General features: G+C 68.2%; 17 protein-coding genes. 11 read left to right on the forward strand and 6 right to left on the reverse strand.

What is annotated here, in order from left to right:
* Nucleotides 1-320: 320 nt before the first annotated feature.
* Nucleotides 321-1358, reverse strand: coding sequence for a biotin synthase BioB (bioB, locus tag VFW69_RS17845; RefSeq protein ID WP_526503007.1), 1038 nt, complete (start codon nt 1356-1358; stop codon nt 321-323).
* 135 nt (nt 1359-1493) lie between these two features.
* On the opposite strand from bioB, the gene VFW69_RS17850 reads away from it, so the two are divergent.
* The 4 genes from VFW69_RS17850 to VFW69_RS17865 all read left to right on the forward strand — a co-directional run bounded on the left by VFW69_RS17850 (nt 1494) and on the right by VFW69_RS17865 (nt 5359).
* Nucleotides 1494-1685 carry a hypothetical protein gene (locus VFW69_RS17850; protein WP_526503009.1) on the forward strand — a complete coding sequence of 64 codons (192 nt, stop codon included), beginning with the start codon at nt 1494-1496 and terminating at the stop codon, nt 1683-1685.
* Between the two features lie 113 nt (nt 1686-1798).
* Nucleotides 1799-3631 carry a hypothetical protein gene (locus VFW69_RS17855; protein WP_526503011.1) on the forward strand — a complete coding sequence of 611 codons (1833 nt, stop codon included), beginning with the start codon at nt 1799-1801 and terminating at the stop codon, nt 3629-3631.
* 4 nt (nt 3632-3635) lie between these two features.
* Complete coding sequence (locus tag VFW69_RS17860; RefSeq protein WP_526503013.1) at nt 3636-3998, forward strand: hypothetical protein; 363 nt, start codon at nt 3636-3638, stop codon at nt 3996-3998.
* Nucleotides 3995-5359, forward strand: a complete 1365-nt coding sequence (locus tag VFW69_RS17865; RefSeq protein WP_526503015.1) for a hypothetical protein — start codon at nt 3995-3997, stop codon at nt 5357-5359. Before VFW69_RS17860 ends, VFW69_RS17865 begins: the two co-directional genes overlap by 4 nt.
* On the opposite strand, the gene VFW69_RS17870 is transcribed toward VFW69_RS17865, so the two are convergent.
* Genes VFW69_RS17870 through bioA form a run of 4 tightly spaced genes read right to left on the reverse strand, consistent with a single transcriptional unit; the run spans nt 5356 to nt 9072 of the window.
* Nucleotides 5356-5871: a 2'-5' RNA ligase family protein gene (locus VFW69_RS17870; protein ID WP_526503017.1), complete on the reverse strand. Its 516-nt coding sequence runs from the start codon at nt 5869-5871 to the stop codon at nt 5356-5358. The two genes, VFW69_RS17865 and VFW69_RS17870, sit on opposite strands and share 4 nt — an antisense overlap.
* Nucleotides 5871-6551 carry a dethiobiotin synthase gene (gene bioD / locus VFW69_RS17875; RefSeq protein ID WP_526503019.1) on the reverse strand — a complete coding sequence of 227 codons (681 nt, stop codon included), beginning with the start codon at nt 6549-6551 and terminating at the stop codon, nt 5871-5873. The genes VFW69_RS17870 and bioD overlap by 1 nt, the downstream gene beginning before the upstream one ends.
* Nucleotides 6552-6560: 9 nt before the next feature.
* Nucleotides 6561-7706 (reverse strand): 8-amino-7-oxononanoate synthase, encoded by a 1146-nt coding sequence (gene bioF, locus VFW69_RS17880; RefSeq protein ID WP_526503021.1) that lies wholly within the window; start codon nt 7704-7706, stop codon nt 6561-6563.
* A gap of 55 nt (nt 7707-7761) precedes the next feature.
* Nucleotides 7762-9072 carry an adenosylmethionine--8-amino-7-oxononanoate transaminase gene (gene bioA, locus VFW69_RS17885; RefSeq protein WP_526503023.1) on the reverse strand — a complete coding sequence of 437 codons (1311 nt, stop codon included), beginning with the start codon at nt 9070-9072 and terminating at the stop codon, nt 7762-7764.
* A 62-nt stretch (nt 9073-9134) separates the two neighbouring features.
* Between bioA and VFW69_RS17890 the strand changes: the two genes are divergently transcribed.
* The 7 genes from VFW69_RS17890 (at nt 9135) to VFW69_RS17920 (ending at nt 19617) form a co-directional block, all read left to right on the forward strand.
* The gene (locus VFW69_RS17890; RefSeq protein ID WP_526503025.1) at nt 9135-9611 is read left to right on the forward strand and encodes a hypothetical protein; all 477 of its coding nucleotides are present in this window, start codon (nt 9135-9137) and stop codon (nt 9609-9611) included.
* 326 nt (nt 9612-9937) lie between these two features.
* Nucleotides 9938-10777, forward strand: a complete 840-nt coding sequence (gene ripD, locus VFW69_RS17895; protein ID WP_526503027.1) for an NlpC/P60 family peptidoglycan-binding protein RipD — start codon at nt 9938-9940, stop codon at nt 10775-10777.
* A 141-nt stretch (nt 10778-10918) separates the two neighbouring features.
* Nucleotides 10919-13090 carry an acetyltransferase SucT gene (gene sucT / locus VFW69_RS17900; RefSeq protein WP_526503029.1) on the forward strand — a complete coding sequence of 724 codons (2172 nt, stop codon included), beginning with the start codon at nt 10919-10921 and terminating at the stop codon, nt 13088-13090.
* A 62-nt stretch (nt 13091-13152) separates the two neighbouring features.
* Nucleotides 13153-15354, forward strand: a complete 2202-nt coding sequence (glgX, locus tag VFW69_RS17905; RefSeq protein WP_526503031.1) for a glycogen debranching protein GlgX — start codon at nt 13153-13155, stop codon at nt 15352-15354.
* Between the two features lie 3 nt (nt 15355-15357).
* Entirely contained in the window at nt 15358-17658 is a 2301-nt protein-coding gene (treY, locus tag VFW69_RS17910) for a malto-oligosyltrehalose synthase (RefSeq protein ID WP_526503033.1), read from the forward strand.
* Nucleotides 17651-19381 carry a malto-oligosyltrehalose trehalohydrolase gene (gene treZ / locus VFW69_RS17915; protein ID WP_526503035.1) on the forward strand — a complete coding sequence of 577 codons (1731 nt, stop codon included), beginning with the start codon at nt 17651-17653 and terminating at the stop codon, nt 19379-19381. Before treY ends, treZ begins: the two co-directional genes overlap by 8 nt.
* A 56-nt stretch (nt 19382-19437) precedes the next feature.
* The gene (locus tag VFW69_RS17920; protein WP_526503037.1) at nt 19438-19617 is read left to right on the forward strand and encodes a hypothetical protein; all 180 of its coding nucleotides are present in this window, start codon (nt 19438-19440) and stop codon (nt 19615-19617) included.
* A 7-nt stretch (nt 19618-19624) separates the two neighbouring features.
* On the opposite strand, the gene VFW69_RS17925 is transcribed toward VFW69_RS17920, so the two are convergent.
* Nucleotides 19625-20953, reverse strand: coding sequence for an aminotransferase-like domain-containing protein (locus VFW69_RS17925; RefSeq protein ID WP_526503038.1), 1329 nt, complete (start codon nt 20951-20953; stop codon nt 19625-19627).
* Nucleotides 20954-20974 lie beyond the last annotated feature (21 nt).

Raw genomic sequence — 20974 nt, forward strand, 5'->3', positions numbered from 1 at the left:
CCTCCTTAGCGGTCACTGCCCCATCGGTGATCAGATGCCGCCCACCCTAAAACCGCCCCATCAGCCAAGCGGTCACCTTCGCCCAATACCCAGCCACTCCACAGCCACGCCCGGTTGCGTCCCCAGTGCGTCCGCAGAACAGCTTCCGCCAGCTTGAATAGCTTAAAGAGCTTAAAGCCCTGACCAGCGGTTTTGTTACGCCACTTTTGCAGCTAACACAGCTAAACGCCCAGGTGCGTGTAGACGTTGTAGACGCCGGCACTGACCGCAGCCCCCAGATCGCCAACCACAACTCTCCAACCCTAGCCGCGACAGCCGGCTTACAAGCTGGCATTGAGCCCCTTGAGGGGCATCTGCAAGTCGTCCAGCAATTCCAGGTCGGATTCGGCGGGACGACCCAGCGTGGTCAGGTAATTGCCCACGATCACGGCGTTGATGCCGCCCAGGATTCCCTGCTTGGCACCCAGATCCCCCAGCGTGATCTCGCGACCACCGGCGAACCGCAGCATGGTGCGCGGCAGTGCCAGACGGAAGGCGGCCACCGACTTCAGCGCCTCGCTGGCCGGCATGACCTCCAGGTCGCCGAACGGGGTTCCGGGCCGCGGGTTGAGGAAGTTCAGCGGCACCTCGTCGGGGCCGAGTTCAGCCAGCTCGGCGGCGAATTCCGCGCGCTGCTCGAGGGTCTCACCCATGCCCAGGATGCCGCCGCAGCAGACCTCCATGCCGGCGTCACGGACCATCGACAACGTCTCCCAACGCTCCTCCCAGCTATGGGTGGTCACGACGTTGGTGAAGTACGAGCGGGCGGTCTCGAGGTTGTGGTTGTAGCGGTGCACTCCCATCTCGGAGAGCTGCTCGACCTGCTCGGCCGTCAGCATCCCCAGCGAGCAGGCGATGTTGATTTCGACTTCGTTGCGGATCGCTTCGATACCGGCCGCGACCTGGGCCAGCAGCCGCTCGTCGGGACCGCGCACCGCCGCCACGATGCAGAATTCGGTGGCGCCGGACTTGGCGGTCTGTTTCGCCGCCTCGACCAGGCTGGGAATGTCCAGCCGGGCGCTGCGCACCGGCGACGCGAACAATCCCGACTGCGAGCAGAAGTGGCAGTCCTCGGGGCAGCCGCCGGTCTTCAGGCTGATGATGCCCTCGACCTCGACCTCGGGGCCGCACCAGCGCATCCGCACCTCATGGGCCAGCGCCAGCAGTTCATCGAGCCGGTCGTCGGACAGCTGCAGCACCCGCAGCACCTGGTCCCGGCTCAATCCCTGGCCGCCCTCCAGCACCTGCTGCCGGGCCACCGCCAAGATGTCCTCGTCGTTACCGGTTTCGGCCGTCGGTCGAGTTGCCGCTTGCGTCACCAGGTACTCCCCTGCCTCTTTTTTGTGTCCGCGCGTGGGGACACACCTGCCACGTGGTGATGGCAGCGGTGAATGAAAAGTGTTCAAAGTAGGGTAACGGCCGAAAGGACACGACCTATCTATGGGTATACGGCCATGGTGACTCCGAACGTCGAATTTCTGGCGCACCACTACCTTCTGTTGGCGGCGCCGGCGTTCCTGCCTGCGGTGATCGTCGTGGGGGTGATTTTGTACATCGCGCTGCGTGACCGCCGCGAGCGCCGCAACGCCCCGCGTTCGGTACCCGACCCGTCCCATTCCGACACGCCCGACCAAACGCGTGATTGACGAGCCCTACATCGGGGCATTAAACAAACAATCACGAACCTACTTGACAGTAATAAGCGGTTGACTTCAATCGGATCCTCCGGGGCAGCCCGGCGCGGTTGGGAGGCACGACGATGCGGTCGAATGAACTGACGATTGTTGCTGAGGCACCCGCACGCGGTGCGGGGCTGAATCAGGTGATCGGGCTATCGATAGCCGCGGTGGTGATCACCCTGCTGTTGCTATGGGTGGGCTATGCCCATCGCACCCATCGCATTCATTGGTTGACCCGCGCCGCCGACAAACTCGGCGATAAATTCCACCGGCCCGGCTGGGTTGCCCTGCCGGTTCTGGTGTTCACCACATCCATCATTTGCGCGCTGTTCGGTTTCATCTGGGACGTCAGCTGGCATATCGGCAACGGCCGCGACCCCGGGCCGTTGGCCAACCCGGCGCATTACTTCATCATCATCGGATTGTTCGGAATCTTTTTGGGCGGCATGACGGCGGTCGTGCTGCCGTTCGACAAGCCCGGCCCGGCGGCGGTGCGCATCACGCAAAACTGGCACGCACCGGTCGGCGGCGTGCTGATGGCCGGTTGCGGGCTGTACGCGATGATCGGGTTCCCGCTCGACGACATCTGGCACCGCATCTTCGGCCAAGACGTGACCCTTTGGGGACCAACGCATTTGATGATGATCGGCGGCGCCTGCTTTTCGCTGTTCGCGGTGCTGATGCTCGAACGCGAAGGTGAGGCCGCCGAAGGCGAGGAGGTCTACCACGGCGTCGTCATCACCTTCCTGCGCTACCTGTCCTTGGGCGGGTTGTTCATCGGCTTATCGGTCTATCAGATTGAATTCGACTTCGGCGTTCCGCAATTCCGCCTGGTGCTGCAGCCCATGCTGATCGCCGGCGCGTCTGCCCTGGCGGCCGTGGCCGCCCGGATCACCATGGGGCGAGGGGCGGCCCTGATCGCCGCCATCTTCGCCATTGCCCTGCGTGGCGGGGTCGCCTTGCTGGTCGGGCCGATACTCGGGGCCCCGATCAACTGGTTCCCGCTCTACCTCGGCCCCGCGCTGGCGGTCGAGCTGGTCGCCTTGACTCCGCTTTTGAGGCGCCCCATTGTGTTTGGCGCCGTCGCCGGGCTGGGCGTCGGCACGGTCGGGCTCTGGCTGGAGTCGCTGTGGATCGGGGCGGTGTACCACTACCCCTGGCCGATCAGCATGTGGGGTGAGGCCCTGGCCATGGCCGTGCCGGTGGCGGTCCTGATGGGTATGTGCGGCGCCATGTTCGGCATGGTGCTCACCGGGCAGCGCCTCCCGGGGCGCGCCGTCGGCATCTCGGTGGTTGTGGCCACGGTGCTGGTGATCGGCGGCGCGGTGGCCAACGGCTTGCACATCGTGGTGCCAGGCCAGAACAACGCCACCATCACGTTGACCGATCTGCCCAGTGCACCGGGCCAGCGCATGGTGTCCGCCGACGTCCAACTGCTACCCGCCGACATGGTCAGCGACCATCCGGACTGGCTGACGATCCTGTCCTGGCAGGGGCGCATGAATAACGACCGCGGCCTGTTCATCGACCGGCTTGCCAAGGTCGGGCCGGGGCACTACCGCTCCACCCAGCCGGTTCCGGTGTGGGGGGAATGGAAGACTCTGCTGCGGGTCCAGGACGGCCGCACGATGACGGCCGTGCCGATCTGGGAACCGGCGGACGCCGCCATTCCGGCCCCCGAGGTCCCCGCGCTGGCATCGAGCACGCGGCCATTCGTCCTGGAAGTCACAATCCTGCAGCGCGAACGCGATCAAAGCGCGCCGGCCTGGTTGTTTACCGCGGGCGGCATCGTGGTGCTGTTCCTCACGCTCATGGTGATCGCCGGCTTGACCTGGGGTGCCGGCCGGCTCAACAACTCCCTCGCCGAGCCCGAACCCCTCGAGGACAGGCAACAGATCCCCCGGGCGGCGTGAACCCGTGACACTCCGAGGCGCTCTCGTAGTGGTGTGGGCGGCGGCGCTGGTCTGCGGGCTGGTCGCCTGCGGCGGCCCCACCAGCAAGGCTCCGGCCGCACCGCTGACGATCGACGTGACCATCGCCAACGGGCAGGTCACTCCGACCAACGCCACGCTGCAGGCCAAGGTGCATCAGCAGATCACCCTGCACGTCACCAGTGACGCCTCCGACGAGCTGCACGTGCATTCGACGCCCGATCACAAGTTCCAGGTCGCGGCCACACCCAACCAGACGTTCGGATTCGCCGTCGAGGTTCCCGGCAACGTCGCGGTGGAGCTGCACCATCTGGACCGCACCGTCGCAACGATCCAAGTGCAGTCGTGAGCTCCGCCGCTGCGGCGGTGGTGCTCGCGCACGGTCTCGGTGGGTCGGGTGACCTTCCGGTGCCCTACGCCTACGCAATGGTCGGGGCGGCCTGGGCACTGACCTTTACCTTCGCCCTGGTGGCGTTCGCGTGGCGGCGGCCGCGGTTCGATCCGCTCAAGCCGGGCCGGCCATTGCCGACGGCGCTGACGACGTTGGTCGACTCCCGGGTCACCCGGTGGTCGGCGGCCGCGGTGGCCCTGGTTTTCGCGGCGTGGGCGGTGGCCGCCGGGGTGTGGGGTCCCGAGTCGGAGTCCAACGCGCTCCTCGGCGCGTTCTACGTGCTGCTGTGGGTCGGGCTGGTGGCGCTGTCGTTGGCCATCGGGCCGGTATGGCGGGTGATTTCGCCGATGCGCACGGTGTATCTGCTGCTGCGGCGCCTCACCCCGGAGCGGCTCGGCCGGCCACGGCTGTCCTACCCCGAAGGCTGGGGCTATCGGCCCGCCGCGGTCGGCCTATTCGCTTTCGTGTGGATGGAGCTGGCCAGTCCGAATTCCGCGTCACTGCCGTGGGTCAGGTCGTGGATAGCCGGCTACGCCGTGCTGATGCTGGTCGGCGCGTGGCTATGCGGGCAGCGCTGGCTGGCCCGCGCCGATCCGTTCGGCGTGTACAGCATGGCCGTCTCCCGGCTCTCGCCATTTCGGCGCAACCGGGAGATCGGCAAGATCGTCGTTGGGAACCCGCTCGACCATCTGCCGTCGCTGCCGGTGCGGCCGGGTGTCGTGGTGCTGCTGGCGGTGCTGCTCGGCTCGACGGCGTTCGACAGTTTCTCGTCGTCGCCGACGTGGCGCGGCTTCTCCGACCAGCTCACCCGCGAATTCGGCGCGCCCCCGACATTGGCGTCGCCGGTGCTGCGCACGGTCGGACTGATCATCTTCATTTGCGTTGTGGCAGTGACATTTTCACTCGCGGCACGCGCCACCGGCGGGGTCACCGCAGAGCAGCGCCGCGAATTGCCCGGCGAGATGGCGCATTCGCTGATCCCTATCGTGGTGGGCTACATCTTCGCGCACTACCTGTCCTACCTGGTGGAGCGCGGACAGCAGGCGCTGTTCGCGCTGGCCGACCCGTTCGGCCACGGGTGGAATCTGCTCGGCCTTGCGCATCTGCACGTGGCCTACGTCTTGTCGATGCATCCGCCGGTGCTGGCCGCGGTCAAGGTGACCTGCGTGGTCACCGGGCACATCCTCGCGGTGATCGCGGCCCACGATAAAGCGTTGCGGCTGCTGCCCGCCGGCCATCAGCTCACCGGGCAGCTGACGATGATGCTGGTGATGGTCGGCTACACCTTCACCGGCTTGTATTTGCTCTTCGGGGGCTAACCGCCGATCAGGTGCTCGACCTTCTTGGTGCCGTCCCAGCGGCGCAGACCCGCGAAGCTGCCGTCGATTTGGGCAGGCCGGCCCGCGATGCGCAACGCCCGCCCGAGTTGGGTGCCGCCGACGCGGCGCGCCAGCGTGACGTGCGCGGTCCACTGACCGGGCAGGCTGTTGGGCATCGGACCGGGCTTCACATGCGGAGCGCACACCCGATGCACCTGGGCGTGCAGGGCCAACAGCTCACCGGTCGGCACCACCAGCCGCGCGAAAACCGCGCTGGCGCGGCCGAACAACACCGGTGCACCGATGAGGCAGCGCAGCGGCAACTGCTCGCTCACCATCGGGCTCAGCAGCTCGTCGACGTCGGTGGCGATGCCTTCGGCCACGGCCAGCGTCACGTGCGGCCGGCCGGCGGGCGCCTGACTGGGAATTCCGGCCGTCGCCAATGCTTCCCAGATGTGCCGGATCGCCGCCTCGGTGTCGCGGTCGAAGACCAGCTCGATGGAGTGGACCATCAGCCCACCAGCGAGGTGACCCAGTCGCGGTCGAACGCCTGGACGCACAGTGTCGCGAACTCGGCGGTGTCCAGCGATGCCGCCCCTTCCGGCAGCGCGGCGCGCACCGGAGCCAGCCGGGCCAGCGCGGACCGGTTCGTCGTCTCTACCACCCCGGGCCGCCGCGGCCAGCTGCCGATGACCAGGCCCGCACACGAAAGGTTCTGTGCGGCAATCGATTCCAGAGTCAGCGCGGTGTGGTTGAGGGTGCCCAGCGACGGGCGGACCACGACCAGCACCGCGGCGCCCAGCGCGACGGCGAGATCGCGTGCGGTGACACCGTTTTCACCGAGTTCGACCAGCAGCCCCCCGGCGCCCTCCACCAACGTCAGCCGCCCCGGCCGGTCCAGCTCCTCGATGAGCGCCAGCAGGTGCTCGCGGGTGGGCAACCGCATTCCGGCCGCCTCGGCGGCGGCCACCGGCGCCAGTGGCTGCGGATATCGGCCGAGCCCGGCCAGCTCGCTCACCCCGGATAGCCGGGCTACCTCGGCGAGGTCGTCGTCGCCGGCGTCGGTGCCGGTCTGGACCGGTTTGCACACAGCGACGTCGAGGCCGGCCTGCCGGGCATGACAGGCCAGCGCCGCGGTGGCGATCGTCTTGCCGACCGCGGTGTCGGTGCCGGTGACGACGAGAACCGTCACCGGCGCGCCTCAGCCAAGCTTGGCAAGCACATCGGTCAGCACGCGCCGCGCGACCTCCAGCTCGGCGTCGTCCAGCGACGCGCGTGCGGTCAGCCGCAGCCGCGACGTCCCGGCGGGCACCGTCGGGGGCCGGAAGCAGCCCACCCGCACGCCGGCATCTAGGCAGGCGGTCGCGGCTGCCACCGCCACGTCCGGCTCGCCCAGGATCACCGACACCACCGGCGACTGCGGCGCCTCGGGCACGCCGCAGACCTCGGCCAGGATGGCGGCGTGGCGCAGCACCGCAGCCGCCCGCCAGGGCTCGGACCGCAGCACCGCTAGCGCGGCCCGCGCGGCGCCCACCGCTGCCGGGGCCAGGCCGGTGTCGAAGATGAACGTGCGCGCCGCGTCGATGAGGTGGGCGCGCACCGGCGCCGGCCCCAGCACCGCGCCGCCCTGACTGCCCAGCGCCTTGGACAGCGTGGTGGTCATGACCACGTCGGGCGCGCCCGCCAGCCCGGCCTCGTGCAGCAGCCCGCGCCCGCCACCCCGCACCCCCAGGCCGTGCGCCTCGTCGACGATGAGCAGGGCGCGGTGGCGACGGCACGCCTCGTGCAGTTCCCGCAGCGGCGCCAGCGCGCCGTCGGTGGAAAACACCGACTCGGTGATGACGACCGCGCGCTCCTCGTCGCGCGCCTGCAGCGCCGCCTCCACGGCGCCTACGTCGCGATGCGGCGCCACCGCCACCCGCGCCCGCGACAGCCGGCAAGCATCCACCAACGACGCGTGCGAATACTCATCGGAGACCAGCAGCGAACCCCGGCCCGACAGCCCGACCACGGCGCCCAGGTTGGCGGCGTAGCCGGAGGAGAACAGCAGCCCGGATGCGGCGCCGACGTAGTCGGCCAGCTCCGACTCGAACTGCTGGTGCAACTCGGTGTCACCGGTGACCAGCCGGGACCCGGTCGCCCCGGCACCCCACATGCGCAGCGCGGCGATCCCGCCATCGATCACACCGGGGTGTTGCGAGAGCCCGAGATAGTCGTTGGAGGCCAGGTCGAGCTCGGTGGCGACGGCTGGACGCGGCCGCAGCGAGCGGCGCAGCCCGGCCTCGCGGCGCTCCCGTTCCACCGCCTCCAGCCAGGCCAGCGGGGAAACCTCGATCGGTGCCTTCATCGGCGTTCAGCCTAGTGGCGACCGCCGGCGCGGCGAAGCCGGGCGCAGCGGGTCGTCACTGCTGGCCAGCGAGGCGGGCGACCTGCACCATCGCCGAGGTGATCTGGGCGATCTCGTCGGGCGTGCAGATGTAGGGCGGCATCGCGTAGACCAGGTTGCGAAACGGGCGCAGCCAGACGCCGCTGTCCAGCGCCGCGGGGGTGGCGACGGCCAGGTCGACGGGACGCTCGCATTCGATGACGCCGATGGCGCCGCGCACCCGTACGTCGCTCACGCCGGGCAGCGTCCGGGCCGGCTCGAGCCCGGCCGCCAGGCCGGCGCCGATCTCGCCCACCCGCGACCGCCAGTCCTGCCCGAGCAGCACCTCGACGCTGGCCACCGACACCGCGCAGGCCAGCGCGTTAGCCATGAACGTGGGGCCGTGCATCAGCGCCCCGGCCTCGCCGCGGCTGATGGTGTGGGCGATGTCGGCCGTGCACAAGGTGGCGGCCAGGGTCAGATATCCCCCGGTGAGCGCCTTGCCGACGCACATGATGTCCGGGCTCACGCCGGCGTGGTCGGCGGCGAAGAGCTCGCCGGTGCGCCCGAAGCCGGTGGCGATCTCGTCGAAAATCAGCAGCACCTCATGCCGCCGGCAGATGTCACGCAGGTCGCGCAGGTATCGCGGGTGGTGGAAGCGCATGCCGCCGGCGCCCTGCATGACGGGCTCGACGACGACGGCGGCCAGCTCGGCGGAGTGCCGGACCAGTTGCTCCTCGAACGCTGCGCTGTAGCCGGCGTCGTAGTGCCGCGGCACCTGCGGGGCGAACACCTGTTTGGCCAGGATGTCGGTCCACAGCGAGTGCATGCCGCCGTCGGGGTCGCAGACGCTCATCGGCGTGAAGGTGTCGCCGTGGTAGCCGCCGCGCCAGGTCATCAGCCGGTACTTGCCGGGCCGGTTGCGGCTGCGCCAGTACTGCAGCGCCATCTTCACCGCCACCTCCACCGACACCGATCCGGAGTCGCTGAAGAACACCGTTTCCAGACCCGCCGGGGTGATGCCCACCAGCAGCTGGGCCAGGCGCGCCGCGGGTTCGTGGGTGAGCCCGCCGAACATGACGTGGTTCATGGCGCCGAGCTGCGCCGACAGGGCCGCATCCAGCACCGGGTGGCCGTGCCCGTGGATCGCGGTCCACCAGGAGCTCATGGCGTCGAGCGCTTCGACGGGCCTGCCGTCGCGGATCAGGGTGAGCCACGCGCCGCGGGCGCCGACCGCCACCACGGGGGCGACGGATTCGGCGCCGATGGTGCTGTAGGGATGCCACAGGTGCGCGGCGTCGATGGCGCTGATCTGCTCGGGCGTGAGCCCGGCCTTCGCCGCGGGCATAGTGATCGAGGGTAAAGCAGCCGACTCGCGCAAAACTCCGACGTCGGGAAGCATGGGACATCATGGCCACGCCGCAGCAGTCCGACAGCGCAGCGCCCGGACCCCAGGCCGGGCCCGCGCCGGGGCCCGGCTGGTCCAGGGACACCCATTACCCGCTGCTGGAGTACGACGACGAAGCGCCCCGGGTGCTTCGCGTGCGGGTGGCGCCGTGGGACATCATCTGCACCGTCGCACTGCTGGTCCTGCTCGCAGTGCTGGCCACGGCGACGACCTGGCCGACGCGGCTTTTCGGCTTCCTGGCGAATGTCTGCGAGGACGAGACCTGCGGGCCGGTTCCCTATGGGCTCGACCTGTACATCCACCCGGTGGTGTGGGGCGGGATCGGTGCGGCCATGACCGCGGCGGTCATCGGGCCCGTCGTTTCCCTGCTAAAGGGCTGGTACATGTCCTTCTGGCCGGTGCTGGCGCTGGCGCTGGTCATGGTCAGCTCCATAGCCGGATCGCTGCTGACCATGTTCAGCGAACGCTACTGGCTTTGATCGCCACGCCGCCGGCCTCCGGCGAGTGTGAATTTGTAGCCGACTGAGACCGAAATCACAACTGCGCATACGGGATTGGGCGCGCCTGTCACCGTCCGGTCACGGTACGACAAAAAATCCCGCGTGGACCTGGCGGCTAACACCATCTGTTGTCAAAGTGGCTTGTGTGACTGATGTGAATGCAGCGGCTGGCCGCTGGTTCACTTCGCAAGTGCCATGGACGGCGTCCGGCCCCAGCGTGGGGGCCTCGCTCGGTCCATGGACCGGGGGCGGACGCGCGAAGTCACCGCGCCGAGGCCCATTGAGTGCCTGAGAGGCCAGGAAAAATGAAACGCATCTACGCCTTCGCGATCGGCTTGGCCCTGCTCGGGGCGCCGATGGTGGTTCCCACCATCGCGACCGCCGACCCGGGCGCCAGGTCGATGGACTATCAGCAGGCCACCGACGTGGTGATCGCCCGCGGTCTGTCGCAGCGCGGTGTGCCGTTCTCCTGGGCCGGTGGCGGCATCAACGGCCCCACCCGCGGCACCGGCACCGGCATCAACACCGTCGGTTTCGACGCTTCCGGGCTGATGCAGTACGCCTACGCCGGCGCCGGCATCAAGCTGCCGCGGTCGTCGGGCGCGATCTACCGGGTCGGCCAGAAGATCGTGCCTCAGCAGGCCCGCAAGGGTGACCTGATCTGCTACGGCCCGGAGGGCACGCAGAGCGTCGCGATGTACCTGGGCAACAACCAGATGCTCGAGGTCGGCGACGTCGTGCAGGTCTCCCCGGTGCGGGCCAACGGCATGACCCCCTACATGGTCCGGGTTCTCGGTGCCTCCGCGCCGGCGCAGCAGGCGCCGCTGCAGCAAGCGCCGCAACAGCTGCCCACCCAGCAGACACCGCAGCAGGTGCCGGCGCAGCAGGCGCCGCTGCAGGTGCCGGCGCAGCAGGCGCCGCTGCAGCAAGCACCGCAACAGCTGCCCACCCAGCAGACGCCGCTCCAGCAGGCGCCGCTCCAGCAGGCCCCGCTCCAGCAGGCCCCGCTCCAGCAGGCCCCGCTGCAGCAGCAGTCGCCGCAGCAGCTGCCCACCCAGCAGGCGCCGTTCCAGCAGGCCCCGGTACAGCCGCTGCCGACCCAGCAGGCCCCGCTGCAGCCGACCGGCGCCGGCATCGGCAGGTAATTTCCCGGTCATCTCGGCCATCCGACGCCCGCCACTCGCCCCCCGGCGCCCGGCGCGGATGCTCAGCAATCGACTGAGCAGCCGCCGCACCGCGAGCTGTCGGGAGCCGGCGGCGGGTTTTCGGTAAATTAACTGTCGATCATGCAGACCCAGCCACCGTCTCCTGCGCCGGACGCCATCGCCGATCCGCGCGCCACGGGGGTGCACAAAGCGGGGTCCGAGGGGTTTTATCGCTACGACCTCGACGGCCTGCGCGGCATTGCGATCGCGCTGGTCGCCGTCTTCCATATCTGGTTCGGCCGGGTCTCCGGCGGCGTGGACGTGTTCTTGGCGCTGTCCGGGTTCTTCTTCGGCGGCAAGGTCATTCGCGCCGCCCTGAACCCGACTGTGACACTGTCGCCGGTGTCCGAGGTGATCCGGTTAGCCCGACGCCTTGTTCCCGCCCTCGTCGTGGTGCTGGCCGGTTGCGCGATGTTGACCATCCTGGTTCAACCGGAGACCCGCTGGGAGACGTTCGCCGATCAAAGCCTCGCCAGCCTCGGCTACTACCAGAACTGGGAGCTGGCCAACACCGCATCCGACTACCTTCGGGCGGGCGAAGCCGTCAGCCCCTTGCAGCACATTTGGTCGATGTCGGTGCAGGGCCAGTTCTACGTCAGCTTCCTGGCGTTGATCGCCGGCTTGACCTGTCTGTTCCGGCGCCCGTTGGGCGCCCGGTTGCGCACCTTGTTCCTGGGGGTGCTGACCGCATTGACGGTGGCCTCGTTCGTCTACGCGATCATCGCGCATCAGCAGGACCAGGCGGCCGCCTACTACAACAGCTTCGCGCGAGGTTGGGAGCTGCTGCTGGGCGCGCTGGTTGGCGCGCTGGTCACCCGCGTCCGCTGGCCGATGTGGTTGCGGACGGTGTTGGCCACGGTCGCGCTGGGCGCGGTGCTGTCCTGCGGGGCGCTGATCGACGGCGTGCACGAGTTTCCCGGCCCGTGGGCCCTGGTGCCGGTCGGCGCCGCCATGCTGATGATCCTCGTCGGAGCCAACCTGCAGGCCGGTCGCGGCGCCGGTGGCCGGTTGCCGCTGCCCAATCGGGTGCTGGCGACGCGCCCGCTGGTGGAGTTGGGCGCCATGGCGTATGCGCTGTACCTCTGGCACTGGCCGTTGCTGATCTTCTGGCTGTCCTACAGCGGCCACAAGCACGCCAGCTTCGTCGAAGGGTCGGTGCTGCTGCTGGTGTCCGGTGTGCTGGCGTATCTGACCAACCGGCTCGTCGAGGACCCGTTGCGCTACCGCGCATCCTCGAAGCGGGCTGCGCCGGCGCCGACCATTCCGTGGGCGACGCGCCTGGCCCGGCCGACGATGGCGCTGGGATCGGCCATCGTCCTGCTGGGCGTGACGCTGACCGCGACCTCATTCACCTGGCGCCAGCACGTCACGGTTTTGCGGTCGGCCGGCAAGGAACTCAGCGTCCTCAACCCGCAGGACTATCCCGGCGCTCGTGCGCTCACCGAACACGTGCGCGTGCCCGCGTTGCCCATGCGGCCCACGGTCTTAGAGGTCAAACAAGACCTGCCGGTTTCGACCCGGGACGGGTGCATCAGCGACTTCGTCAACCCCGCTGTGGTCACCTGCACCTATGGCGATGTGGCCGCCGACCGGACCATCGCACTGGCGGGTGGGTCACATGCCGAGCACTGGCTGCCCGCGCTGGACTTCCTGGGCAAGCTGCACCACTTCAAGGTCGTGACGTACCTGAAGATGGGCTGCCCGCTGTCGACCGAGCAGGTCCCGCTGATCATGGGCAACAACGCCCCCTACCCGCAGTGCCGGCAATGGGTGCAAACAACGATGACCAAACTGGTCACCGACCGGCCAGGCTACGTCTTCACCACCACCACCCGGCCGTGGAACATCAAGACCGGCGATGTGATGCCTGCCACCTATATCGGGATCTGGCAAACGTTGTCCGACAACAACATTCCCATTCTCGGCATGCGAGACACGCCCTGGCTGGTCAAAAACGGTCAACCGTTCGACCCGGCGGACTGCCTGGCCAAACGGGGCGGCACCGCGCAGTCATGCGCGATCAAACGTTCCGACATGCTCTCCGACCGCAACCAGACACTCGACTTCGTCGCGCAGTTCCCGCAGCTCAAGGTGCTCGATATGTCGGACGCGATCTGTCGCACCGACGTGTGCCGTCCGGTCGAGGGAAACATCTTGATTTATCACGGCGCCCACCACCTGTCCCCTACCTACGTGCGGACCATGGCACCCGAATTGGGCCGCCAGATCGCCGAGGCCACCGGTTGGTGGTGACCCGCCTTACTCCCTGGCCTCCAACGCGGGTGAGCACAACCGCGCGCGGATAAGGTCGATGGGTGTCAACCAACAGTCCCGCTTCAGAAGCAGGCGGTAACCACCAACCCAGACTCGCCACCGTGTGGCCGGGCAACCCGTATCCGCTCGGCGCCTCCTACGACGGCGCGGGAACCAACTTCTCGTTGTTCTCCGAAATCGCCGAGAAGGTCGAGTTGTGCCTGATCGACCATCACGGCAGCGAGTCGCGGATTCCCTTGGAAGAGGTGGACGGATTCGTCTGGCACGCCTATCTGCCGAACATCACTCCCGGCCAGCGCTACGGCTATCGCGTCTACGGCCCCTTCGACCCGGCTGCCGGTCACCGCTGTGACCCCAGCAAGCTGCTGCTCGACCCGTACGGCAAAGCTTTTCACGGCGACTTCACTTTCGGCCAGGCGCTGTTCTCCTACGACATGACGGCCGTCGACCCGGACGGGCCCAATGCCGATGAAGCCGACCCGGGGACTCCCCCCATGGTCGATTCGCTGGGCCACACGATGACCAGCGTGGTGAGCAACCCGTTCTTCGATTGGGGATCCGACCGCGCACCGCTGACCCCCTATCACGAGACCGTCATCTACGAAGCCCACGTCAAGGGGATGACGCAAAATCATCCCAGCGTCCCCGAGGAGCTTCGGGGCACCTATGCCGGGCTGGCCCACCCGGCCATCATCGACCACCTCAGGTCGCTGCGGGTCACGGCAATCGAGCTGATGCCGGTGCACCAGTTCATGCACGACTCGCGACTGCTGGACCTGGGCCTGCGAAACTACTGGGGCTACAACACTTTCGGGTTCTTCGCCCCGCACAACCAGTACGCGGCCAACCGCACATCGAGCGTCGCCGAGTTCAAATCCATGGTGCGCAGCTTCCACGAAGCCGGGATCGAGGTGATCCTCGACGTGGTCTACAACCACACCGCCGAGGGCAACCACCTCGGACCGACCATCAATTTCCGTGGCATCGACAACGCCGCGTACTACCGGCTCGTCGACACGGACCTGCGGCTGTACAAGGACTACACCGGCACCGGCAACAGCCTGAATCCGCGCCACCCCCACGTGCTGCAGCTGATCATGGACTCGCTGCGCTACTGGGTGACCGAGATGCACGTGGATGGTTTCCGCTTCGACCTGGCCGCCACGCTGGCCCGCGAACTGCACGACGTCGACCGGTTGAGCGCGTTCTTCGATCTGGTGCAACAGGATCCGATCGTCAGCCAGGTCAAATTGATCGCCGAACCGTGGGACGTCGGCGAGGGTGGCTACCAAGTCGGAAATTTCCCGGGTTTGTGGACCGAATGGAACGGGAAGTATCGCGATACTGTGCGCGATTACTGGCGGGGCGAGCCCGCAACCCTGGGCGAGTTCGCTTCCCGGCTGACCGGGTCGTCGGACCTGTACGAGGCGACCGGTCGGCGTCCCAGCGCCAGCATCAATTTCGTCACCGCACACGACGGATTCACCCTCAATGACCTGGTGTCCTACAACGACAAGCACAACATGGCCAACGGGGAGGAGAACCGGGACGGGGAGAGCCACAACCGATCGTGGAACTGTGGCGTCGAAGGCCCCACCGACGACCCCGACATCACCGAGCTGCGCTGCCGCCAGATGCGCAACTTCTGGGCGACCCTGATGCTCAGCCAGGGCACGCCGATGATCGCGCACGGTGACGAGTTCGGGCGCACGCAGAACGGAAACAACAACGTGTACTGCCAGGACTCCGAATTGTCTTGGATGGACTGGTCTTTGGTCGACAAGAATGCCGACCTGCTGGCATTCGCGCGCAAGGTGAGCACGCTGCGCAAGCGGCATCCCGTGTTCCGCCGGCGCCGGTTTTTCGAGGGGGAGCCGATCCGCACCGGCGACGAGGTGCGCGACATCGCCTGGCTGAATCCAAGCAGCCGCGAGATGACGCATGAGGACTGGGGCGAGAGCATTCACAAGTGTGTGGCGGTGTTCCTCAACGGTGAGGCCATCAGCGCGCCCAACGAACGCGGTGAACGGGTGGTCGACGAATCATTCCTGTTGTGTTTCAACGCCGGCGAAGATCCGGTGGAGTTCGTGACGCCGAACAGCGAATATGCGAAAGAGTGGACCGTGGAACTGGACACCAACGAACCGGCGGGCCGCAAAGATGGGGCCGATCAGGTGGTGACCGCCGAAGAAAAGGTGTCGCTGCCCTCCCGCTCGCTGCTCGTCTTGCGTAAGACGCAGTGACGCATGGCTTTACCCGTCATCTCCACGTACCGGCTGCAACTACGGGGTGAATCCAGTGGGTTCTCATTCACCTTCGCCGACGCGGAAAACCTGCTCGACTACCTGAACGACCTCGGGGTGTCGCACCTGTACCTGTCGCCGATCATGACCGCGGCCGCGGGATCGAGTCATGGCTACGACGTCACCGACCCGACGACGGTGTCCCCCGAGATCGGCGGCCGCGAGGGCCTGGCGAGGCTGTCGGCGGCCGCCCGGTCGCGTGGCATGGGGCTGATCGTCGACATCGTGCCCAACCATGTGGGCATCGATGTGCCTCAGCAGAACCCGTGGTGGTGGGACGTGTTGCGCAACGGCCGTTCTTCACCCTACGCAACGTATTTCGACATCGACTGGGACCTCGACGACGATGGCCGCATCGTGTTGGCGGTGCTGGGATCCGACGACGACGCGGCCGATCTCACCGTCGACGGGGACCTGCTGCGCCTGGGCGATCTGGCGTTTCCGATCGCGCCCGGCACCGGGGGGGTCAGCGGCCCCGAGGTGCACGAACGCCAGCACTACCGGCTGGCGGGCTGGCGCAACGGCGTGTGCGGCTACCGTCGCTTCTTCTCGATCACCTCGCTGGCCGGGTTGCGTCAGGAGGATCGCGCGGTCTTCGACGCCACGCACGCCGAGGTCGGGCGGTGGTTCGCCGAAGGGCTGGTCGACGGCATTCGCATCGACCACCCCGACGGCCTGTCCGACCCGTGCGGGTACCTGGCGTGGCTGCGCGAACTCACCGGCCCGGAAGCGTGGATCGTGATCGAGAAGATCCTGGCCGTCGACGAGGCGCTCGAGCCCACCCTGCCCGTCGGCGGCACCACCGGTTATGACGTGCTGCGCGAAATCGGCGGCGTTCTGGTTGATCCCAATGGCGCCCCGGCGTTGACCGCGCTGGTGGAATCCGCCGGCGTGGACTACCCGGCGATGGCGGACATGTTGATGGAGCTCAAGATCCATTCGGCCACCGACACGCTGGCCAGTGAGCTGCGCCGCCTGCGCCGCAGCATCGTGGCGACCGCCGGCGTCGACCACCCGCAGCTGCCCGACGCGGTGGCCGCGCTGCTCACCCATATCGAGGTATACCGCTGCGACTACCCCGGCCTGGTCGCGCTGCTGCCCACCGCACTCGCCGAAACCGAGGCGACCGCACCAGAATTGGGCCCCGCACTGCAGGTGCTGGTCGCGGCGCTGGCCCGCGGCGGTGAGCCGGCCACCCGGCTGCAGCAGCTCTGCGGTGCCGTCACCGCCAAGGCCGTCGAGGACTGCTTGTTCTACCGCGACGCCCGGCTGGTTTCGCTGAACGAGGTGGGCGGCGAGCCGCAGCGCTTCGGTGTCGGTGCCGCCGAATTTCATCACAGCGCCGCTACCCGAGCCCGGCTGTGGCCACAGACGATGACGACGCTGACCACCCATGACACCAAGCGCGGTGAGGACGTGCGGGCCCGCATTTCGCTGCTGTCACAGGTGCCCTCGCTGTGGACCGAGTTCCTCGCCCGCTGGGAGATCGACGCGCCCTCCCCCGATCCGGCGACCGGACAATTCCTGTGGCAGAACATCTTCGGCGTATGGCCCGTCGACGGCGAGGTCACCGACGCGCTGCGCGAGCGGCTGCACGGCTACACCGAGAAGGCCATCCGGGAAGCGGCCTGGCATACCTCGTGGAACGACCCGGACGCCGGATTCGAGGGCGCGGTCCACCAATGGCTGGACACCGTGCTCGACGGCCCGGTGGCCGGCCAGCTGACCGAGCTTGTCGCCCAACTCAATCCGCACGCCGCCAGCGATGCGCTGGCCCAGAAGCTGCTGGCGCTGACCGTGCCCGGGATTCCGGACGTGTATCAGGGCACCGAGCTGTGGGACGACAGCCTTGTTGACCCGGACAATCGCCGTGCCGTCGACTATGCCGCCCGCCGCGCCGCCCTGCAGGCGTTGGAGCATCCGAAGATCCGGGTGGTCACCACCGCACTTCGCGTGCGCCGTCACCATCCGGACACCTTCCTGCACGGCAACTACGTGCCGCTCCTCACCAACGGCGACGCCAGCGATCACGTGCTGGCCTTCCGCCGCGGCGAGGACATCGTGGTGGCGGTGACCCGCTGGACCGTGCGGCTGGCCGAAACAGGCTGGGGCAATACGGTTTTGCCGCTCCCGGACGGAACCTGGAAGGACGCCCTCACCGGGGTGATCGCCGACGGTCCGACGTCGGCGGCCCAATTGTTCGCCGACCTGCCCGTGGTTCTGCTGGAGCGCCACCATGACTGAATTCCGGGTCTGGGCGCCCAAATCCGCGCAGGTTCGACTCGACGTCGACGGCCAGGTGCACGCCATGACCCGCTCGGCCGGCGGTGGGTGGCATACGACCGTGGACACCGCGCCGGACGCCCGCTACGGCTACCTGCTCGACGACGACCCCACCGTGTTGCCCGACCCGCGCTCACCCCGCCAGCCCGAGGGAGTGCACGCCCGTTCACAATTGTGGGATTCGGCCGCCGCGACGTGGACCGACAGCGGGTGGGCCGGCCGCACGATCGAGGGCGCGGTGATCTATGAGCTGCACCTGGGCACGTTCACCGAGGCCGGAACCTTCGACGCCGCCATCGAGAAGCTGGACTATCTGGTCGATCTCGGTGTCGACTTCGTCGAGCTGCTGCCGGTGAATTCCTTTGCCGGCACCCATGGTTGGGGATACGACGGTGTGCTGTGGTACAGCGTGCACGAGCCCTACGGCGGCCCCGACGGGCTGGTGCGCTTCGTCGACGCCTGCCACGCCAAGGGGTTGGGGGTGCTGATCGACGCGGTCTTCAATCACCTCGGCCCGTCGGGCAACTACCTGCCGCGATACGGGCCCTACCTGTCGTCGGCGAGCAACCCCTGGGGCGAGGGCATTAACATCGCCGATGCCGATTCCGACGAGGTGCGCCGCTACATCATCGGATGCGCGCTGCGCTGGATGCGCGATTTCCACGCCGACGGCCTAAGGCTGGACGCCGTCCACGCCCTGGTGGACACCACCGCGATCCACATCCTCGAGGAGCTCGCCACCGAAACGGACTGGCTGGCACAGCAGTTGAGGCGCCCGCTGTCGCTGATCGCCGAGAGCGACCTGAACGACCCGCGGCTGATCACCCCGCGGGATCGTGGCGGCTACGGTCTGACCGGGCAATGGGCCGACGACATTCATCACGCCATCCACACCGCGGTGTCCGGCGAGCGTCAGGGTTACTACGCCGACTTCGGCAGCCTGGCCACCCTGGCGCAGACGCTGCGGCACGGCTTCTTCCACACCGCCACCTATTCGTCCTTCCGGCATCGCCGCCATGGGCGGCCGCTGGACACCAGCGAGAGATCCGGCATCCCCGCCACCCGGCTGGTCGCCTACACCTGCACGCACGATCAGGTCGGCAACCGCGCCCTGGGAGATCGTCCGTCGCAGAACCTGACCGGCGGCCAGCTGGCCATCAAAGCCGCGCTTGCGCTCGGATCTCCCTACACCGCCATGCTTTTCATGGGTGAGGAATACGCGGCCTCGACTCCGTTCCAGTTCTTCAGCTCGCACCCCGAACCGGATTTGGCCCGGGCCACCGCCGAAGGCCGCAAGGCCGAGTTCGCCGAGCATGGCTGGGACGCCGACGAGATCCCCGACCCGCAGGATCCGCAGACGTTCGCGCGCTCCAAACTGGACTGGAATGAGGTCGACACCGGCGAGCACGCCCGGCTGCACCGCCTGTATCGGGACCTGATCGCGTTGCGGCGCAACCACCCCGACATGGCCGATCCCTGGTTGGAACACCTCACGGTCGACTACAACGAGGAAGAGCGCTGGATCACCGTCTGTCGGGGCCGGTTGCGCATCGTGTGCAACCTCGGTGCCGAACAGGTGAAGATCCCGATCAGCGGTGACGTGGTGCTGGCCTGGGACGAGCCGACCGTCGATGCGGACGGCACTGTGCTACAGGGCCATTCGTTCGCCATCCTGTCGGCCTGAGCGGACTGTGGATAACTGACTGGCGGCCCGGCGGGCTCACCCCGCATGATGCCGCCATGAGTCCATCTGAGTTCGGTCACCCATTGCGACGGATCTGCCTGCGCAAGCCAAGCCATCGCGCCACGAACACCGTGTCGGAACGGCGCACCGTGCGCCACGACATCGCGCCTCATGCCAGCGTCGAGCCGTTGTGGAGCGGCCCCGGGCCTGGTGCCGCCGACGACGAGGGCGCATGAGCTGCGGCTACACGATCGCCCGGCCTGCGGGATGCACCGCCCGTACGACCGCGTCGGCGAGTGGATCGATCTCATCGCGAGTCAGATCGGAGATCGTGATGCGGATGCCCGCCGGCGTGTTCATCCGGAACCGGCTGCCCGGTGCCGCCGCCCAGCCCGCGCCGAGCAACCGGGAAATCGCGACCGCCTCGTCGGGAACCGGCACCCACACGTTGAGCCCGGAGCGTCCATGCGCCGGTAGACCGCGTTCGGCCAAGGCGCCGCATAGCCGTTGACGGCTGGCGGCGTAGTGCCGTTCGGCCGTCGCGACCAGCGCCACCGCTGCCTGGTCGGACCACAAGTCGACGGCGAGCCGCTGCAGGAAACGGCTGATCCAGCCCGGCCCGAGCCGCAACCGGCCATGCACCCGCTCGACGGTGCGGTGGTCGCCCGCGAGGACGGCCACTCGCAGATCGGGGCCGTACGCCTTGGACGCCGAGCGGACGAACGCCCAATGCGCGGTACAACCGGCCAGGGTGTGCAGCGATACACCGGAAATGCCCGCGCAGTGGTCGTCTTCGACCAGCAGTAGATCGTCGGCCCGCTGCGCCAACAGCTCACGCAACGACTCGGCGCGATCCGCCGAAAGCGCGGCGCCCGTGGGGTTCTGCGCGCGGTTGGTGAGCACCAGAGCACGCACCCCGTTTCCCAACGCCCGGGCCAGGTCGTCGGTCAGCGGGCCGTCGTCGTCGACCCGCACCGGCACGGCCGAAAGCCCCAGTGCGGCAAGGAGATCGAGGAGGTTGGCCCAGCCCGGATCCTCGACGACTACGCGATCGCCGGGATGCAGATGCGCGGTGAGCGCACGTTCGATGCCATCGAGCGCGCCGCTGGTCACGGCCAGGTGATCGGCGGGGATCCCGTCCGCGGCCAGCGCACGGCGGGCGAACTCCTCCAGCTCGGGCGAGAGGGCTTGCTCGCCGTAGAGCACCGGGGGGCCGTCGCCCGAACCGGCCAGCGAGGCGCCGGCGATGGGCAACAGGTCCGGGTTCGGGTTGCCGGTCGACAGGTCGCGCACGCCCGCGGGCACGTCCAGGCCGAGCAGCGAGCGCGGCGTGGTCGCCGGGCGATGACGCACGCGGGTGCCGCGCCGGCCGGCGGTCTCGACGACCCCGCGATGACGCAGCAGGCGGTAGGCCGCGGCGGCGGTGTTGGCGTTCACGCCGAGCTGGCCGCCCAGCTCGCGCACCGGCGGGAGCGCGTCGCCGGGCGCCAGGGCGCCGGCCGAGATCGCCGCTTCGATGCTGGCGGCTATGGATTCCGCGCCGGTTCCGGTTATGCTGCTTTGTACTGGCACGCAATATATTATGTACTAGAA

The organism is Mycobacterium sp. (assembly GCF_036273375.1).
Classification (GTDB): Bacteria; Actinomycetota; Actinomycetes; order Mycobacteriales; family Mycobacteriaceae; genus Mycobacterium.

Excerpts from the sequence above, each read along its gene's own strand:
- VFW69_RS17870 (WP_526503017.1), bottom strand. The coding sequence starts at position 5,871 with ATGGTCCACTCCATCGAGCTGGTCTTCGACCGCGACACCGAGGCGGCG.
- bioA (WP_526503023.1), bottom strand. The coding sequence starts at position 9,072 with ATGCCCGCGGCGAAGGCCGGGCTCACGCCCGAGCAGATCAGCGCCATC.
- VFW69_RS17850 (WP_526503009.1), top strand. The coding sequence starts at position 1,494 with ATGGTGACTCCGAACGTCGAATTTCTGGCGCACCACTACCTTCTGTTG.
- VFW69_RS17855 (WP_526503011.1), top strand. The coding sequence starts at position 1,799 with ATGCGGTCGAATGAACTGACGATTGTTGCTGAGGCACCCGCACGCGGT.
- bioF (WP_526503021.1), bottom strand. The coding sequence starts at position 7,706 with ATGAAGGCACCGATCGAGGTTTCCCCGCTGGCCTGGCTGGAGGCGGTG.
- sucT (WP_526503029.1), top strand. The coding sequence starts at position 10,919 with ATGCAGACCCAGCCACCGTCTCCTGCGCCGGACGCCATCGCCGATCCG.
- VFW69_RS17920 (WP_526503037.1), top strand. The coding sequence starts at position 19,438 with ATGAGTCCATCTGAGTTCGGTCACCCATTGCGACGGATCTGCCTGCGC.
- treY (WP_526503033.1), top strand. The coding sequence starts at position 15,358 with ATGGCTTTACCCGTCATCTCCACGTACCGGCTGCAACTACGGGGTGAA.
- VFW69_RS17890 (WP_526503025.1), top strand. The coding sequence starts at position 9,135 with ATGGCCACGCCGCAGCAGTCCGACAGCGCAGCGCCCGGACCCCAGGCC.
- treZ (WP_526503035.1), top strand. The coding sequence starts at position 17,651 with ATGACTGAATTCCGGGTCTGGGCGCCCAAATCCGCGCAGGTTCGACTC.
- ripD (WP_526503027.1), top strand. The coding sequence starts at position 9,938 with ATGAAACGCATCTACGCCTTCGCGATCGGCTTGGCCCTGCTCGGGGCG.